Source organism: Nostoc sp. DSM 114159, assembly GCF_053470285.1.
Map to the genome: position 1 here is coordinate 1,830,282 of NZ_JBPFEH010000001.1, position 16,950 is coordinate 1,847,231.

Sequence of the window (16,950 nt, forward strand, 5' to 3'; positions counted from 1 at the left end):
CAGACTATTTTGGGGCTAATTTCAAAAATGCAAATCTAACTTTATCAACCATATGTTGCCGCTTTTTCTTCTGCTAATGCCTTCGCTAAAACAGCAGCAGCTTCAAAAGAATCATATAAGCCAAGACTAGCTACTTTGTCCTGAGCATCCAATGGAACTAAACTTGATTCCTTCAACAATTCGGCTGCCAGGAAATGCATTAGTAAGAGTTTATCAGTGTGGGATAATTCTTTAACTAGCGGTATGAGTTCGGTAAGAAGCATAAGTTAAGGCTTTAATGAATTTAGATAAATTCTAAAGCATAGTTTTAAAAGAGAATTGAAGCACTAGAGTTGCAAGATTGGAGTCAAGCTTGACGTGTTTTGATTGCAATAAAAGTTACCCTGTCGATTTGATGCAGCGATCGCAGTAGCATCAGAATGGAATAGCGATCGCAATTTCATATCTTTGGGTTAAGACGATGAATTGCATTAGCGATCGGGGTTAGTTTATCAAGGAAATCACGCAAAAATACTATAATTTGTAAGAAGCGTAATTTATACTACTCCTAAAGACGCAAAATGGCAGATGTTTCGTTAGAACCACTCAAGGTGTTTTGTTCCTACTCTCACAACGACGAACCTCTAAAGGATGAACTGGCTAAACACCTGACCATGTTGGAACGGCAAGGTATTATTTCAACTTGGCACGATCGCAAGATACCACCGGGAAGAGAATGGGATGAGGAGATTAATGAAAATTTAAATATAGCCGATATCATTTTATTATTAGTCAGTTCAGACTTTATATATTCTAAATACTGCTGGGATGTTGAAGTTACCAAAGCAATACAACGCCACGAAGCTGGAGAGGCTTGTGTCATTCCAATTATTCTGCGAAACGTTTCTTGGCAAGATGCACCATTTGCTAAACTACAAGCTCTGCCCAAAAATACCCAACCTATTAAGTCTTGGAGTAATCAAGATGATGCATTCGCAAATGTAGCTCAGGGAATTAAGTTTGCGGCTGAACAATTAATTAAGGAACGTCAACAACAACGGTTAACCAGGGAAGCCGCAATAGTTGAGTATCGCCAAAAGGCTAAAGAATTTGCGTCTGATGGCGAGATTTCTCTTGTGGAATCTGATATATTAAAAGACTTACAAGAAAAATTAAAATTAACAGATCAAGAAGCGAGTGCAGTTCGAGAAAAAGTATTAGAACCTTACGGTATATATAAGAAAAATCTAGACAAATACAAGCAATACTTGACGAGTTTTGTAAATGAACAAGGATATCCATTGGCTGAAAAAGCTGAAGCTGAATTAGAAAAATTTCAAAAATATTATCTGCTTAAAGATGAAGATGTAGTTCGCCTAAAACAAGAACAAGAAATAGAGTATCAAAAACGACAAGCAGAATATGAGCGTCAGCAAGAACAAGAAACAGCCGAAAATCAAAGACGGCAGGCAGAGTTAAAAAAAGAACGAGAAAGGGAATCATCTTCTCCTTCTCCAGGTATTCAAACTCAGCCATTTGAGTTTGAAACCGCCACCCTAACCCCTTCAGTAGGGTTTTTGGGTAGAGGAAAAACCTATGAAATTAACCGCAGTTGTAGACGCGCCGAGTTTTTTACAGAAAACTTGGGTAATGATGTAGTTCTGGAGATGGTTGCAATTCCTGATGGTAAATTTCTTATGGGTTCGCCAGATAATGAGCCAGAAAGACTTAGCTGGGAAAGTCCACAGCACCCCGTCACTATTCAACCCTTTTTCATGGGCAAATTTCCGGTAACTCAGAGTCAATGGGCAGCTGTTGCCGCCTTACCCCAGGTTAATATTGATTTAAATTCTGACCCATCCTATTTTAAAGGTGCAAATCGACCTGTTGAACAAGTTTCTTGGGATGATGCAATTGAGTTTTGCGCTCGACTATCTCAAAAAACTCAGAAAACCTATCGCTTACCCAGTGAAGCAGAATGGGAATATGCTTGTCGGGCGGGAACGACTACACCGTTTTATTTTGGCGAAACGATTACAACTGATTTAGCGAATTATCAAGGTACTGACTGGGATTATCAGGGAACAGTATACTTAGGTAATTATGCTCAAGGGCCAAAGGGTGAATATCGTAAGCAAACAACAGATGTAGGAAAATTCTTTGCTAACCCCTTTGGTTTATTTGATATGCATGGTACTATATGGGAATGGTGTCTGGATGAGTGGCACGAAAATTATAACGGAGCGCCAAAAGATGGAAGCGCTTGGTTAGGTGATAATGATAATCAAAATCTGCTGCGTGGTGGTTCGTGGGTCAACTCCCCCAGTTATTGCAGCTCGGCGCTTCGATTCTATCGCGCACGTGACGAGAGGCACGGCTACGCGGGTTTTCGGGTTGTGGTGGTTGGGGGCAGGAATTAGTAGCCCTTTAGCACTCTGCTCTTTATTTGTTTACCCTTCTTAATGTCTCGCGCTCTGCGCGATCATTTTTTTGAGAAAATTTTGTCTGGATGAATGATTTACCTATCATACAGAAAACATACGATTTAATCAAGTGGTATGTGCCAATTTTAAACCACCTTCCCAGAGATCATAAATTGTCCGCCTCATCCAATTTCACGAAGAAACAACTTTCAAATGTGAGCCATGATGAGATAGGTAGCTGGAGTTAATCACCCGATTACGCCCAGAAGTTTTAGCCTGTAACAAACATTGATCGGCACGATGCAGCAGACTCTCTCCTTTTTCATCATCCTCAGCTTGCAGAGAGGCTGTACCCAAACTAATGGTGACATTAATTGTCAGTTTATTGTTGAGTGCAAATGGTTCGTCGCTGACTACGCGATTGAGACGACGGGCTACTAATAGTGCTTCGTCATCGGTAGTGTTAGCTAGAAGAATTACAAATTCTTCGCCACCATAGCGGAATGCTGTATCTTGGCAGCGCAAATTGTGGCGCAAACGCTGACATAATATTTGCAAGATGCGATCGCCTATTAAATGCCCATGAGTATCGTTAACTTTCTTAAAATGATCTACATCCAGAATAATCAAACTCAGGGAAGTTTTTTGAGTCCTGGCTCTTTGAATTTGCCTTGGTAAGTCCCATTCTAAAGCACGACGATTATTTAATTCTGTCAAGGAATCGGCTAAGGCGATCGCAGATAACATATCATTTGTCCGAATCAAATCTCGGTATTTTTGTGCTTTCCGCAAACCAACTGTCAATTGAGCAAGTATTAGTCCATGATTGGCAGTCAACTCTGCCAAGCTATAGTCTGTTTTTTCTTCAATAAGATGCCAAATATATGCATCGGCTCCTTGCTTTAGTGCCGCAGCACTCATTTCCAATTCCCTATGCCAACCTTTATTTCGATCGGTAAGCTGCTGGGAACGATCCTCGAAAAGAATACAATATATCCACGATAGTTTTGTTTGATCTTTCAACCAACCGCAGAGTTCCATACTACTATCCAGACTAGCCTGCACCAGAATTATATCGGGGGGTGTTGTTTTAATCTGCGACACTGCTCGATCAAAATTGTCTATAACTTCTACACTAAAAGCAGTCGCATAACGGATCTGATCTGGAAGTGTGGCGATAAAATTATTTTTTCCAAAGATCAGAATAGAAATATTCATTGCTTTATTTTTTATCCTATTTAAATTTTAAATTAAATAAATTCACTTGGGTAACTACTGCTCTTGTCGTCTAATACTAAATATTATGTTCTAGGCTCAATTATATTTGTTGCATCTTGTTTTTTGAGCATAGATTAGATAGTAAACTTCCAAGCTTAATCTGATTTTAAGATTTTATGTTTACTACTACGTTTCGGAAATATTCATTTCTAATAACTAATGTCTTCTTTACAGTTTATTTTTAAAACAGTGAAAACACTGAATATTATTTAAATGCATAAAAACTATTTTTGTCGTTTCTTAAGTACTATTCACATGATGAAACTACCGAAATTAATACTTTTTTAATAACCATTGCGTTAGGTAAAGAAATTTATTCCTCAGTAGAAAAATAAAATGCAAAGCTTTTTGAATTGAATTATCAAATCCGAAATTTTATTATGCAATTCAAAATATTATTTTCCATAAAACTTTTAGCCTTCTTATTTATAAGCTAGGCTTAGATCGCATATTAAGAAAGTGTTTAAAATATATAAAATATACACAGCAAAACTACCTACTGCTATGTACAGCAACTTTTTGGAGCTTACCTCCCATCTAAATAAAGACAGAACTTGCTGGGTAAAAATTTATAAATTAAGTAAATTTAAACCAAAATAAACAAGGCGTTATCAGAAGAAAGAAAATATTTATACCGACATTTTATCTAGATTTGCCTATTTACTTAATTCACGTCTTTTGTATTTGCTGTAACATCATAAATTTAGAAAATACAGCTAAATAAAAAAATTATGTCAAAACGTGCCACTAATTTGGGGAAGTTATTTCTATTTTGCCTTTCTACAGGCAGAAAATATAAAAAAATTTTGTTAGCGTCGCTTGAGATATTAAAGTCTAAACTTCTTCTGTGAAAAGCTGAAATCCGATCGATCGCCTTCTCCAGCGTAACCAGCAACAACAATTACCTGTTTGATTGACTCCTCAGAAGCTTCGGACTCCACCATGACAGTTTTTGCGTTAATCTCAACATCCACTTTGCTTCAGGTTATATAACCTAGTAATTATTTTTGCACATCCCTCAAAAGCAATATTTGATACTTTCAGTTGTAGTGCCATTTGCTACCTCAGTATGGGAATTTTAAACTATTTCTTAATGATTAATTTTAAGCATCGAAATGCGGTGCTTACTACGGGCTACGCCTATGCACATCCTGTCAAAGTCAGATAGTAGCTTAATAGCATCCTAGTAACTGCATATATTTCACCCAATGGCAGAATTAGCTGGCAGTAATATAAAACAAAATGCAAGAATATATAAAGCTATTTATGAAAATACACCTACCTAGTGCCGCTACGCGTAAGTCGAAAGTCTAAAGTCTAAAGTTAAAAACACCTATGTCTTCAAATCCCCAGTACCTAAGCGGTAACGAAATTCGCAACATATTTCTCGACTTCTTTGCTCAACGGGAACACCAAATTCTCCCAAGTGCCTCCCTCGTGCCAGAAGATCCAACTGTACTGCTGACGATCGCGGGGATGCTACCATTTAAGCCAATATTCTTGGGGCAGCGCACACCAGAATTTAAACGGGCTACGACTTCGCAAAAGTGTATCCGCACCAACGACATTGAGAATGTTGGACGCACCAAACGGCATCACACCTTTTTTGAAATGCTGGGTAATTTTAGCTTTGGTGATTATTTTAAAGAACAAGCGATCGCTTGGGGTTGGGAAATTTCCACGCAAGTCTTTGGCTTTTCCCCCCAAAATCTCGTCGTCAGCGTTTTTGAAGATGATGATGAAGCTTTTGGAATTTGGCGCGATCAAATCGGTGTGCCGATAGCGAGAATTAAACGTTTGGGCGAAGATGATAACTTTTGGGTATCCGGGCCGACTGGGCCTTGTGGCCCTTGTTCCGAAATTTATTATGACTTCCACCCAGAACGCGGTGACGAAAATATAGATTTAGAAGACGATTCCCGGTTCATCGAGTTTTACAACCTCGTCTTCATGCAATATAACCGGGATGCGTCAGGCAATTTAACGCCACTGCAAAACAAGAATATTGACACCGGTATGGGTTTGGATAGAATGGCGCAAATTCTCCAAAAAGTGCCGAATAACTACGAAACTGACCTGATTTTTCCAATTATCCAAACAGCAGGGCAAATTGCTGGTGTTGATTACCACAAAAGTGATGAAAAAACCAAAACTTCCCTAAAAGTCATTGGCGATCATATTCGGGCTGTTATCCACATGATTGCTGATGAAATTCGCGCTTCCAATGTCGGACGCGGTTATGTACTGCGGCGATTAATTCGGCGGGTGGTGCGTCATGGGCGATTAATTGGGATTTCTGGCGAATTTACTACCCAAGTTGCTGAAACTGCGATCGCTCTTTCGGAATCAGCTTACCCTAATGTGCGCCAACGAGAAGCAGCAATTAAAGCTGAGTTGCAGCGAGAAGAATCCAATTTCCTCAGAACTCTGGATAGAGGTGAAAAACTGCTAGAAGAAATCATTCAAGAGGTGAAACAGCGAGGGGAAACTCAAATTAGCGGTGACAGTGCATTTACTCTTTACGATACCCACGGTTTTCCCTTTGAACTTACTCAAGAAATTGCTGAGGAAAATAATCTGACAGTTGATGTTGATGGATTCCAGAAAGCAATGGAAATCCAACAACAAGGAGGTAGAGGCGCACATGAAACCATCGATTTAACTGTCCAAGGTTCCCTTGACAAATTAGCAGAACACGTTCAAGTCACCGAGTTTTTAGGCTATACCCAATCGACGGCAACGGCAAAAGTCGAAGCAATTTTGGTAGAAGGTGTTTCCCAAGAAGAAGCAGAAGCAGGGACACAGGTGCAAATTGTCCTTGACAAAACGCCATTTTATGGTGAATCTGGGGGACAAATCGGCGATCGCGGTTATATCTCCGGTGATGGTATCGTAGTTCGGGTAGAAGACGTGAAGAAAGAATCTGATTTCTTTGTTCACTTCGGACGTATTGAACGCGGTACACTGCGCGTAGGCGATCGCGTCACCGCCCAAATCGATCCAGCTTGTCGGCGTCGCGCCCAAGCTAACCATACCGCAACGCACCTATTGCAAGCGGCATTAAAAAAAATTGTTGATGAAGGCATATCTCAAGCAGGTTCCCTGGTTTCCTTTGATCGGTTGCGCTTCGATTTCAACTGTCCCCGCGCATTGACAGCAGAGGAAGTTCAACAAGTTGAAGAACAGGTGAACACTTGGATTGCTGAGGCTCATGCTGCAAAGGTGGAAGTATTACCAATAGCCGAGGCGAAAGCTAGGGGTGCTGTTGCCATGTTCGGCGAAAAATACGGAGATGAAGTGCGCGTCATTGACTTTCCCAGCGTATCAATGGAACTATGCGGTGGGACTCACGTAAGTAATACTGCGGAAATCGGCGTCTTCAAGATTATCTCGGAAGCTGGCGTGGCTTCTGGGGTGCGGCGGATTGAAGCCGTTTCGGGGCCAGCAATCCTAGATTATCTGAATCTGCGGGATAAAGTAGTTAAAGATTTGAGCGATCGCTTTAAAGTTAAACCCGAAGAATTACCAGACAGAATCACAAGTCTGCAAAGCGAACTGAGAAATAGCCAAAAGGAATTAGAAACCTTGAAGGTACAATTAGCGATCGCTAAATCTGACAGCTTGCTACAAACAGCCCAAAGCGTAGGCGATTCTAAAATTATTGTCGCCCAATTAGAAGATGTCGATCCAGAATCATTGAAAACCGCAGCCGAACGGTTATTACAAAAAATTGGTAACGGTGCAGTGGTACTGGGTTCTGTTCCCGAAGAGGGGAAAGTGAGTATAGTTGCAGCTTTTAGTCCAGAAGTGAACAAAAAAGGTTTGCAAGCTGGTAAATTTGTGGGTGTGATCGCTAAAATTTGCGGCGGCGGCGGTGGTGGAAGACCAAACCTAGCCCAAGCCGGCGGACGCGATGCAAGTAAATTACCAGATGCATTGGCACAAGCGGAAAGTGATTTAAAGTCCGCATTAGGTTAATAAGCTGCTAACGCGAAACCTAATCTCCAAGCTCCATTTTCTATAGAACTTAGGCACACGCACTCAGGGGCAATTCATCGAAAGCGACGGAAAACTCCATCCCGCAAGTGACGTGGAGAGGGATAGTCGCCCCGTCGCTTGGGGTATGGGGAAGAAGTTCCAATGCCCAATGCCCAATGCCCAATGCCCAATGCCCAATCCCCAATCCCCAATCCCCAATCCCCATTCTCCAGATATGCCTCAGACTTTTCTATAATTAAGTGATTCCCGTCATCAAAAACAGCCTGTGACTACCACTCCCCTATCTCCAAGTTCAACTGCTCAGGTTCCAGATACGTTAGGCCGCTTCGGACAGTTTGGCGGTAAGTATGTACCTGAAACGCTCATGCCTGCCCTAGCTGAACTAGAAACAGCTTATCAGCAATACCGCAATGACCCTGGTTTTCAAGCAGAACTACAGCAGTTGTTACGAGACTATGTAGGACGTGCGACACCATTGTATTTTGCTGAACGCTTGACTGCTCATTATGCTAGGCCAGATCGCAGCGGGCCACAAATTTACTTGAAACGTGAAGATTTAAATCATACTGGCGCTCACAAAATCAATAATGCTGTTGGTCAAGTATTGTTGGCGAAACGTATGGGTAAGCAACGGATTATTGCCGAAACGGGTGCTGGACAACATGGAGTGGCTACAGCTACAGTTTGCGCTCGTTTTGGGCTGGAATGCATAATTTACATGGGCGTTCATGACATGGAACGCCAAGCATTAAATGTGTTTAGAATGCGGCTGATGGGGGCAGAAGTGCGTCCGGTGGAGGCGGGAACCGGAACTTTGAAGGATGCTACTTCGGAAGCAATCCGCGATTGGGTGACAAATGTAGAAACAACTCACTACATCCTGGGTTCGGTAGCAGGGCCTCATCCTTACCCGATGATGGTACGTGATTTCCATGCAATAATCGGCGAAGAAACTCGCGCCCAAGCAATCGAAAAGTGGGGTGGATTGCCTGATATTCTCTTGGCTTGTGTGGGTGGTGGTTCCAACGCGATGGGACTATTTTATGAGTTTATTAATGAATCTTCTATACGCTTAATTGGGGTTGAGGCAGCCGGCGAAGGTGTCAATACCGAAAAACACGCAGCAACCTTGACAAAAGGACGAGTTGGTGTATTGCACGGAGCAATGAGCTACCTACTGCAAGATGAAGATGGGCAAATCATTGAGGCACACTCAATTAGTGCGGGGTTAGATTATCCTGGTGTCGGCCCAGAACATAGTTATTTGAAAGATATTGGTCGCGCTGAATACTATAGTGTGACGGATGCAGAGGCTTTGGAGGCATTCCAGCGATTAGCGAAATTGGAAGGGATTATCCCGGCATTGGAAACAGCCCATGCGATCGCTTATCTCGAAACCCTCTGTCCTCAATTAACCGGCAGTCCTCGGATTGTAATTAACTGCTCTGGACGTGGTGACAAAGATGTACAAACGGTAGCCAAATTATTATATCCAGCGTAAATATAGCTCAAATTTTTGGGAGGAAGCAATCATGAATCGACAATTCCAACACCCAATGTTACCGCAGCCCACTCACGACGAGTTGGCACGCCAAAACTTTGTGCAAACTATGAAAATGCACATTTTCAAGAATGTCACTCCTGGTAATAAAGAAATTTATGAAAAATTAGCCAAGCCGAAGTTTGAACAAGAACATCAGCGCCCTCCCCAGAATCGTTATGAAATTCGGGAAGTAATGCAGCACGAACCCTACTATCGCTGGACTAGTGCCCTGAAGCGCATCAACCAGGAAATGTTATGGGATGCTGTAAATGCCAACGTTGACAGACAACTGCCAGAGTTGATCGAGCGTGCCAAAGATAAAGGTGGTGAACTGGGTACTTTAACCCTCGACCTAAATTTTCAAATACCTGCTTATCAAAAGGCTGTAGACATTCACTGTATGCCCGGAGGATATCACGGTGAATTCACTGCTGATGATGTCGCGGCCGGTGCAACCTACGATCGCGGCGCTTACGTTTATGGACTAGGTTGGTTGGGACCGCTCAACGATGATATGGGGCTATCTATAGTCCAAAACTACCTTTTAGCAGAGTTTCCCGACTTTCGACCGAGGAAAATCCTCGATATGGGATGTTCTATTGGCAATAGCACATTACCTTATGTCGATGGTTTCCCAGATGCAGAAGTCCATGCTATAGATATAGGCGCATCTATACTGCGTTATGCTCATGCAAGAGCCGAAGCCTTGGGAAAACGGGTACACTTCTCTCAGCAAAATGCCGAACATACTAACTTCCCTGATGAATCATTTGATTTAGTGGTTTCTCACATTTTGCTGCATGAAATCCCCCCGTCATCTGTGCGTAAAGTTATGCAAGAGTCTTATCGTCTACTGGCTCCTGGTGGCATGATGATTCATCTAGAAGCACCCCTTTATCGTCACATGGATGTTTATACACAGTTTATTTATGATTGGGAAACCGCTAACAACAACGAACCCTTCTGGAGTGCTGTACGCGATTTAGATTTAGTGCCACTAGTTACTGAGGCTGGTTTTACAGCAGATAAGACATTCGAGAAATTTATCCCGAATGGGGCATGGAAAGCAAAAGAAACTAATGGCCTGGTTAAAAATGGTAACTCAGCCACCCAAGGCACTTGGTTTATGGTTGCTGCAACTAAGTAAGCAAAGAAAATTTTGTAATACTTCGGCTACGCTCAGTACAAGTTCGTAATGGGCTATGGCCTGCTATGCTAACGTGATTCGTAATTGAGAAAGTCAGATTTTATCTGGCTTTCCTCATTTTGTATGTCTAGTCATATTTTTGGAGAATTGGTATTAGGATGACAAAAATAGCCAAGGGTAAACGACCTGTTTACTTAGAAAATTCGCAAACTGATAAATTGTTAGCGATCGTCATGGCCTTGACTGGTGAGGTGTCCGTGCTGCATGAGCGACTAGACACCATCGAACGGTTGCTAGAGGTGAAAGGTATTTTATCGACTAGTGAAATTGAAGCTTACGAGCCGGATGTCCAAGTAGCTAAAGAACGGGAACAGTGGCGTGCAGAATATATTGCACGGGTGTTGCGTGTGATACAGGAAGAGGTAGAAACCTTGAAATAAAGCTAATTGAAATCACGCAGAGGTTTTGCTGAATAAATCCAGCCTATTTATATCCTACATTCCGTATTTTTCACTTTTACAATCGGTTTTTACTGCTTTTTATACGTAATAATGCTTGTGGAATATACTTAAAAGCAGTAAGATAACTGAATTTAAAAGATGAATAAGCATAATCTGGAACTAAGAAATTCAGAATAAATTCAGTAATTACACTATGTAATAACCTAAGTATGGAATGTGGGATAAAAATAATCAGACTAATGCTAGAAGTCAATTATTGAGCAAATAGTACTAATTTTGCGTTAAATCGTGCATTTAAACGTTTGCTAGTAGTTATTGAGCAAAAAAGCTCACAAATAGAGCAATTTAGACCTATAAGCAAGTTGTCACATTGATATTCGTTGGTTACATTGTCTAAAACTTTACTGCCGACAAATGATCAAACAAATAGTTTTCAGCGTTGCTTTAGGCACTATTGCTCTCAGTAGTGGAGCGATCGCTACTTCTGTAACAAATCCAACTTGTACGCCTGTGCCTTTAAACGTATCAAATAATACTAATCAAATTGCAGCATCTAGTACGGACATTGCTGCTCTAGAACAGTCGATTTTTAACCAAATCAATAACTACAGAGCTTCCCAAGGGCTACCAGCGCTGACTCGTAATTCTGCTATGGATAATCAAGTTAGGCTTCACAGTAAGAACATGGCTAATGGTACTGTTCCCTTTGGACATAATGGATTTTCAGAACGTCTTAATGCAACCGGTGTTTCTTACAGATCGGCTGCTGAAAATGTCGCTTACAACCAGGGATATGGCGATCCTGCCACAATAGCTGTTCAAGGCTGGCTCAAAAGTCCAGGGCATCTTGCTAATATCAGAGGTAATTACAATCTGACGGGGATTGGTGTTGCTAAAAACAGTCAGGGCGCAATCTACTTCACACAAATGTTCATTCGCTCATAAGTTTGACGCGATGTGCAACTTAATATTCTGATCTAACTTCCATTCCTCTTTCCTGCAAAGAGCTATCCATTACCCGGATCTTTTTCCAAATTTGCGAGAGTATTCACTCGCGTTTTTTATAACCCTGATTCGTTCGTCGTTAATTCTCAATAAAAACCTACTTTTAGCGAGAAGATTAAGCGCTAACTTGTCAAGTATGCCACACACTGAGCGTGTTTAAGATGCCTTACAAAACAAGCGTGTCAAGATTGTAAAGAAAGATGTGACTAATGGATAGCCTGCAAAAAGAGAGAGGCTTTGAATTCTACCTATTCCTTATTGTTAGGCAAAGAGATTAGGTTTGAGTAAAAATTGCACATAGCGTTAGATTTGGTATTTAGGTTTTTTCGTAAATTCCCCAGACTTTAACCTGTTAGTAAAGCTTTTGCTAGATAATTCATGAAAATCTGAAATTATTAGCCAAATTAACCATGATTTTCATGAAGCTGACCTATTGAAGTACTGACAATTGGAAATTATTGTTTGTGTTACTTGTAAAGGATGTAGCCAAATTGCCGAAATTCATCATTACTTAATAGTATTGTGGTATATATCCTTGGAACAATAGGGTAGAGTAGAAGTCTTATATCTCTACACATACGCAATTCTCCATGTTCCGACAAACTGCTTTTGGCATCGCTTTAAGTGCGCTTGTCCTTGCTAGTGGATTAACGACTGCTCCGATACCAAATCATACTTCTACGAATACATCCACCCGTAATAAGCTGTTGTCGCTTTTTTCTAGTCAGGTTGCAATATCGACTCCTACTTTTAAAACTACTGAGCTAGAAAAATCAGTATTTGACCAAATTAATCGATATCGGGTTTCTAAAGGGCTGCCAAAGTTGACTTTAAATGCAAATTTAACTCGACAGGCAAGAATTCATAGTCAAAATATGGCTAAAGGTAAAACCCCATTTAGCCATCAGGGATTTGAAGGGCGAGTCAAAGCTATCCCGATTCGCTACAACAGTGCAGCAGAAAATGTTGCTTTTAACCGAGGATATAGCAACCCCGTAGAGGAAGCTGTTACCGGTTGGATCAAAAGTCCCGGACACCTAAAGAATCTTAAAGGAAATTACAACCTGACTGGAATTGGCGTTGCTACTAATAATCAAGGCGAAGTCTACCTGACACAGATGTTTTTTCGCACCAGGTAGATTTAATTTCTGATTTTTTTGCACAATAATAATGTAGTGTCTGACAAGACTTTTTTCTGCTAGACACTGCTATTATTTTTGAACAATTGATGACATTACCAGATTTTCAGGTGAGCGATATCGCGACCTCAGTGACGCAACCCTTAGCCAGTATTTAGAATCTACAGCGATCGCAGTTGATACAGAAACGATGGGATTATTGCCGCTGCGCGATCGCTTGTGTCTCGTCCAGCTGTGCAATCTTGAAGGGAAAGTAACTGCAATCCGCATAGCCAAAGGGCAAGCTGACGCCCCCAACTTAAAAAAACTCTTGGAAGCAGCCAATGTCGTGAAAGTGTTTCACTTTGCTAGATTTGACTTGGCCACTTTGCGAGCCAATCTGGGTATTCAGGTACGGCCAATTTTTTGCACCAAAATTGCCAGTAAATTAGCCCGTACTTACACAAATCGCCACGGACTCAAAGACGTGGTACAAGAGTTAGAACAAGTGGAATTAGATAAAAGCTCTCAAAGTTCTGATTGGGGTAACGCCGTTAGCTTATCTGAAGCTCAACTAAGTTATGCTGCCAACGATGTACGCTATTTACTTAGCGTGCAGCAGAAGTTAATACAAATGCTGAAACGAGAAGAACGTTGGCAAATTGCTCAAGAATGTTTTGAGTTTCTACCAACTATAGTTTCTTTAGATTTATTGCAATTCAAGGATCTATTTGAACATTAATCGAATAAGGAATAGTGACAATAAATTTTTATTGCTCGTCAATTCCTACTAGTTATATGTCAAGTTGAAATTGATAGATAAACGGGTTCGTAGTAAGTACTAAAGTTGTTATTTCCCAACCACTAAAGTGCTTACTACAAACCTTCGTGCTAAATTACAGCAGATTTCAAGGAAAGTGAAATACACAAAAGTTCGTCTCAAATCCAGGTATATATAAAGCCTCTTTTACTTTTGGATTCTGACGCCTCGGTGGAGCGTCTTTGGCTTTGCTCCCGAATTCTGAATTCTGCTGTATTTTTTATCTAAGAGCCAACATTGGAATCATTGGTGTCTCTAGAAGTAGATTCACTAGCGCCTTCTTTGAGGTTACTTGCTTGCTCTTGAATGCCTTCTTTGAGGTTACTTGCTTGCTCTTGAGCGCCTTCTTTGAGGTTACTTGCTTGCTCTTGAGCGCTTTCCTTGAGGTTACTTGCTTGCTCTTGAATACCTTCCTTAAGGTTACTTGCTCCTTCTTTGAGGTTACTTGCTCCCTGTTTAATGGATTCGGTGAAGCTAGTACCGCCCTTTTGCAGATTTTCTTGGTGGTTTTTTAGCCGATCTACAACATTGTAGTCATCTGCACCTGCGGGAGTTTTTGATTCAACAATACCTTCTGTTGGGCCGCCGATCGCCTTCCATGCGCCAAGACCACCTTTAAGTTGGGAGACATGCTCAAATCCATTAGAACGCAGTTGTTGTGCGGCTTGGGCAGTGTCTTGTTCATTATCACCGTAAAGGTAAATGTCACGGCTCTTATCTAAAGAAGCTACTGCACGCTCTACCAACTCATCTGCTGGCATTGGCATTGCTCCCATAATGTGACCTTCGTTGAAGGTTGCGCGATATCGCGCACATCCAGGATTGTAAAAGCTGGTTCACCCCATTCCAGACGACTCTTTAGGGTATGAGCATCAGTTTGTGCTTCTATTGGTGGTTGTGGAGGAATGATGCCGCCGACTAAGTTATTAACCATAATTTTTCTTTCCTTGCTGACGATGTTAATAGTAATTTAGCGAACTGAAGATATTCAATTGATCTTTCTCTGGTATGAATATTTTCAAACTCTCTCCTCAGATAGACGAGTATTTTCCAGAAAATCAACCAATTAATCAATTGTAAATAATGCACTTTGAGAGTATGAAGAGACAATATTTTCTTTAAATCTAATCCAATATATTTTAAGTTTATATTTTTTTGATATTTTAGTTATTTAGATATTTTAGATTTTACTGAATTCCTCATCAATCGATAAAATATTAGTTTTAAATAAAAAATAGTTAGCAATAAAATAGTAAATAATACCTTTTTAATAACAGCGATCGCTAATAATGTCTCCTCATTTTCTGCCAAACTTGTAGAGTTATATACAGCAGATTAGAAGTTTGTGAGGTACATAAGTTAAATCTGTTAAGTAGGTAGACATAATTAAATATCAAATAAACTTCTAGTTTGTAGTGAGCAATTTATCGCTCAGAGCAAGGACGATCGGGACTAAAGTCCTTACTACAAACTTGAAATTTATTTATGCTTAGATATTTACCCAAATACAAAAGGTGTTTTACTTCTTAATTATGCTGTCAGCAGTACTATTGAAACAAGCTCCCAGCAAGTTATTGACATCATAATATTGCTATAGAACTCGTATTTGATTGCGTGAAATAAAACTCAGTACACATTTATTCCTTCTTTCCTATTTCCTGTTCCCTATTCCCTATTCCCTATTCCCTCCCTATCGCGCTTGCGCTGCGCTTCTTTGCGAGACGCTTTGCGAACGCGCACCACGCAAATAATTTCTCCGAATCAAAGCGGATTCCTATAGAGCAATTCTTGTTGTTATTGCTTTTGTCTGTTAAAGCTGGTTTTGACGCCCTATATACCTTCTGGCGATGCTTTCAGTCTTTTTGTCATACTTCAGACTGAAACTTGTAGTATAGTATATGCTTAAGAGGGCAGCTATATGTAAATGCACCAGGGTAGATTTTCGTAGACCTTCTTCAAGAGAACATACCTGTTGGTTCTAGTACAGTCGAGTAAGTAGGAGTTGAGAATCTAGATTGGCTGATAAGTTAGTTTCTCAGCCTTTGTAGAGACCTAATTAACCAGGGAGTGCCTTACTCTTGTAAATTTGTAGCAATTACCGTCGCTTCTGGATGTGTCTTTTGACTATTTGCGGTTACGGAGATGGTTTTTAATTACACTTATTTCAAACGTAAAATTTTAACATTATACAATACAAATTTAAAATTATGCAAAAATAATGCCATAATTATAAGTTTTATTGGCCCTATCGTGGCTGAGGTTGCGATCGGCTTCATGGAAAATTAAATGTACACAAGTACTACAGTAGCGGTGGTACTCAACAGAAACACGTAAAGTAAAGCTGGAACAACAGCAAATCGCCCAATCTACAATAGATAGCATTATGGTTATGGTTACTGCTACTACTACTCCCAAAATTCTGATCGTTGATGACGACTTCGGCGTCCGAAATCTTGTCTATCGTTTTTTAAGTCGGAAATATCAAATAGAGTCGGCAGCAGATGGTAGGACTGCTTTATCGTTGTTTGAGCAATTCAACCCAGCTTTAGTAATTCTGGATTGGAATTTGCCGGATGTTACTGGTTATAGCCTTTGCCAAGAAATGCAGAGTCGTACTAATGTTTTAGTGCTAATACTGACTAGTAGGACTGACGAGGCTGATAAAATTAAAATCTTAAGCGCAGGTGCTGATGATTTCATGACTAAACCATTTAGTCTTGCAGAAGTTGAAGTTAGAGTAGAAGCTCTTTTGAGGCGGATACGCTACATCAATCCTTCCTCAACACAACGTATCGTTTTCAAGCAGCTAGTAATTAATCCAGAGGCTCGCGAGGTAACACTTAACGATAAAACTCTTCCCTTAACAGCACTAGAATTTAATATCTTGCATTTTTTGGCAAGTCATCCTAATCAGGCTTGGAGTCGCCCACAGCTAATCCAAAAAATCTGGGGTTGCGACTACGTAGGAGATGGTCGGGTAGTTGATGTGCATATTGGTCAACTTCGCAAAAAGATGGAAGTCGACCCCAGCATACCGGAGTTTATCAAAACTGTGCGAGGCTATGGTTATAAGTTTGAAGCGCCCGACTAGAATACTAGTTTTTATGGCTACTACAGAAGTGCAAACAACACTAAAAGAAAAAAGAAATGCTTTGAACCATATTCAGAACTAATTTG

The 16,950-nt window shown here is 40.6% G+C and carries 13 protein-coding genes and 3 pseudogenes; 10 read left to right on the forward strand and 6 right to left on the reverse strand.

The window, feature by feature from the left end; genetic code table 11:
- Positions 1-44: 44 nt before the first annotated feature.
- On the reverse strand, positions 45-263 hold the full coding sequence (locus tag ACR5KR_RS07315) for a hypothetical protein (protein ID WP_448266001.1): 219 nt from the start codon (positions 261-263) through the stop codon (positions 45-47).
- A 297-nt stretch (positions 264-560) separates the two neighbouring features.
- On the opposite strand from ACR5KR_RS07315, the gene ACR5KR_RS07320 reads away from it, so the two are divergent.
- Positions 561-2,399: an SUMF1/EgtB/PvdO family nonheme iron enzyme gene (locus ACR5KR_RS07320; protein ID WP_448266002.1), complete on the forward strand. Its 1,839-nt coding sequence runs from the start codon at positions 561-563 to the stop codon at positions 2,397-2,399.
- An 89-nt stretch (positions 2,400-2,488) separates the two neighbouring features.
- Positions 2,489-2,581 (forward strand): annotated as a pseudogene (locus tag ACR5KR_RS07325) (diversity-generating retroelement protein Avd); the annotation flags it as partial.
- Between the two features lie 13 nt (positions 2,582-2,594).
- Here ACR5KR_RS07325 and ACR5KR_RS07330 read toward each other — a convergent pair.
- Together ACR5KR_RS07330 and ACR5KR_RS07335 are read right to left on the reverse strand one after the other, a co-directional pair.
- Complete coding sequence (locus tag ACR5KR_RS07330; RefSeq protein ID WP_445627117.1) at positions 2,595-3,620, reverse strand: GGDEF domain-containing protein; 1,026 nt, start codon at positions 3,618-3,620, stop codon at positions 2,595-2,597.
- Positions 3,621-4,507: 887 nt separating this feature from the next.
- A complete protein-coding gene (locus ACR5KR_RS07335; protein ID WP_448266004.1) occupies positions 4,508-4,654 on the reverse strand; it encodes a hypothetical protein in 147 nt (48 codons plus the stop codon).
- A 361-nt stretch (positions 4,655-5,015) separates the two neighbouring features.
- Between ACR5KR_RS07335 and alaS the strand changes: the two genes are divergently transcribed.
- On the forward strand, positions 5,016-7,658 hold the full coding sequence (alaS, locus tag ACR5KR_RS07340) for an alanine--tRNA ligase (protein ID WP_448266006.1): 2,643 nt from the start codon (positions 5,016-5,018) through the stop codon (positions 7,656-7,658).
- Positions 7,659-7,707: 49 nt separating this feature from the next.
- On the opposite strand, the gene ACR5KR_RS07345 is transcribed toward alaS, so the two are convergent.
- Positions 7,708-7,884, reverse strand: a complete 177-nt coding sequence (locus ACR5KR_RS07345) for a hypothetical protein (RefSeq protein ID WP_448266007.1) — start codon at positions 7,882-7,884, stop codon at positions 7,708-7,710.
- Positions 7,885-7,944: 60 nt separating this feature from the next.
- Here ACR5KR_RS07345 and trpB point away from each other — a divergent pair, with 60 nt between their 5' ends.
- The 6 genes and pseudogenes from trpB to ACR5KR_RS07375 all read left to right on the forward strand — a co-directional run bounded on the left by trpB (position 7,945) and on the right by ACR5KR_RS07375 (position 13,695).
- Positions 7,945-9,180, forward strand: a complete 1,236-nt coding sequence (gene trpB, locus ACR5KR_RS07350) for a tryptophan synthase subunit beta (protein ID WP_448266008.1) — start codon at positions 7,945-7,947, stop codon at positions 9,178-9,180.
- A gap of 31 nt (positions 9,181-9,211) precedes the next feature.
- Positions 9,212-10,369 (forward strand): class I SAM-dependent methyltransferase, encoded by a 1,158-nt coding sequence (locus ACR5KR_RS07355; RefSeq protein ID WP_448266009.1) that lies wholly within the window; start codon positions 9,212-9,214, stop codon positions 10,367-10,369.
- 158 nt (positions 10,370-10,527) lie between these two features.
- Complete coding sequence (locus ACR5KR_RS07360) at positions 10,528-10,809, forward strand: hypothetical protein (protein WP_445627113.1); 282 nt, start codon at positions 10,528-10,530, stop codon at positions 10,807-10,809.
- Positions 10,810-11,244: 435 nt separating this feature from the next.
- The gene (locus tag ACR5KR_RS07365) at positions 11,245-11,775 is read left to right on the forward strand and encodes a CAP domain-containing protein (protein ID WP_448266010.1); all 531 of its coding nucleotides are present in this window, start codon (positions 11,245-11,247) and stop codon (positions 11,773-11,775) included.
- A 650-nt stretch (positions 11,776-12,425) separates the two neighbouring features.
- Positions 12,426-12,974 carry a CAP domain-containing protein gene (locus tag ACR5KR_RS07370; RefSeq protein ID WP_292783269.1) on the forward strand — a complete coding sequence of 183 codons (549 nt, stop codon included), beginning with the start codon at positions 12,426-12,428 and terminating at the stop codon, positions 12,972-12,974.
- Positions 12,975-13,063: 89 nt separating this feature from the next.
- Positions 13,064-13,695: pseudogene (locus ACR5KR_RS07375) on the forward strand (ribonuclease H-like domain-containing protein).
- Positions 13,696-14,258: 563 nt separating this feature from the next.
- Here the strand turns inward: ACR5KR_RS07375 and ACR5KR_RS07380 are convergent.
- Positions 14,259-14,707: pseudogene (locus ACR5KR_RS07380) on the reverse strand (rhodanese-like domain-containing protein); the annotation flags it as partial.
- A gap of 1,271 nt (positions 14,708-15,978) precedes the next feature.
- Complete coding sequence (locus tag ACR5KR_RS07385; RefSeq protein WP_448266011.1) at positions 15,979-16,155, reverse strand: hypothetical protein; 177 nt, start codon at positions 16,153-16,155, stop codon at positions 15,979-15,981.
- A 1-nt stretch (position 16,156) separates the two neighbouring features.
- Between ACR5KR_RS07385 and ACR5KR_RS07390 the strand changes: the two genes are divergently transcribed.
- A complete protein-coding gene (locus ACR5KR_RS07390) occupies positions 16,157-16,864 on the forward strand; it encodes a response regulator transcription factor (protein WP_445627110.1) in 708 nt (235 codons plus the stop codon).
- Positions 16,865-16,950 lie beyond the last annotated feature (86 nt).

Excerpts from the sequence above, each read along its gene's own strand:
- ACR5KR_RS07315 (WP_448266001.1), bottom strand. The coding sequence starts at position 263 with ATGCTTCTTACCGAACTCATACCGCTAGTTAAAGAATTATCCCACACT.
- ACR5KR_RS07320 (WP_448266002.1), top strand. The coding sequence starts at position 561 with ATGGCAGATGTTTCGTTAGAACCACTCAAGGTGTTTTGTTCCTACTCT.
- ACR5KR_RS07330 (WP_445627117.1), bottom strand. The coding sequence starts at position 3,620 with ATGAATATTTCTATTCTGATCTTTGGAAAAAATAATTTTATCGCCACA.
- alaS (WP_448266006.1), top strand. The coding sequence starts at position 5,016 with ATGTCTTCAAATCCCCAGTACCTAAGCGGTAACGAAATTCGCAACATA.
- ACR5KR_RS07345 (WP_448266007.1), bottom strand. The coding sequence starts at position 7,884 with ATGGGGATTGGGGATTGGGGATTGGGGATTGGGCATTGGGCATTGGGC.
- ACR5KR_RS07355 (WP_448266009.1), top strand. The coding sequence starts at position 9,212 with ATGAATCGACAATTCCAACACCCAATGTTACCGCAGCCCACTCACGAC.
- ACR5KR_RS07360 (WP_445627113.1), top strand. The coding sequence starts at position 10,528 with ATGACAAAAATAGCCAAGGGTAAACGACCTGTTTACTTAGAAAATTCG.
- ACR5KR_RS07365 (WP_448266010.1), top strand. The coding sequence starts at position 11,245 with ATGATCAAACAAATAGTTTTCAGCGTTGCTTTAGGCACTATTGCTCTC.
- ACR5KR_RS07370 (WP_292783269.1), top strand. The coding sequence starts at position 12,426 with ATGTTCCGACAAACTGCTTTTGGCATCGCTTTAAGTGCGCTTGTCCTT.
- ACR5KR_RS07385 (WP_448266011.1), bottom strand. The coding sequence starts at position 16,155 with ATGCTATCTATTGTAGATTGGGCGATTTGCTGTTGTTCCAGCTTTACT.
- ACR5KR_RS07390 (WP_445627110.1), top strand. The coding sequence starts at position 16,157 with ATGGTTATGGTTACTGCTACTACTACTCCCAAAATTCTGATCGTTGAT.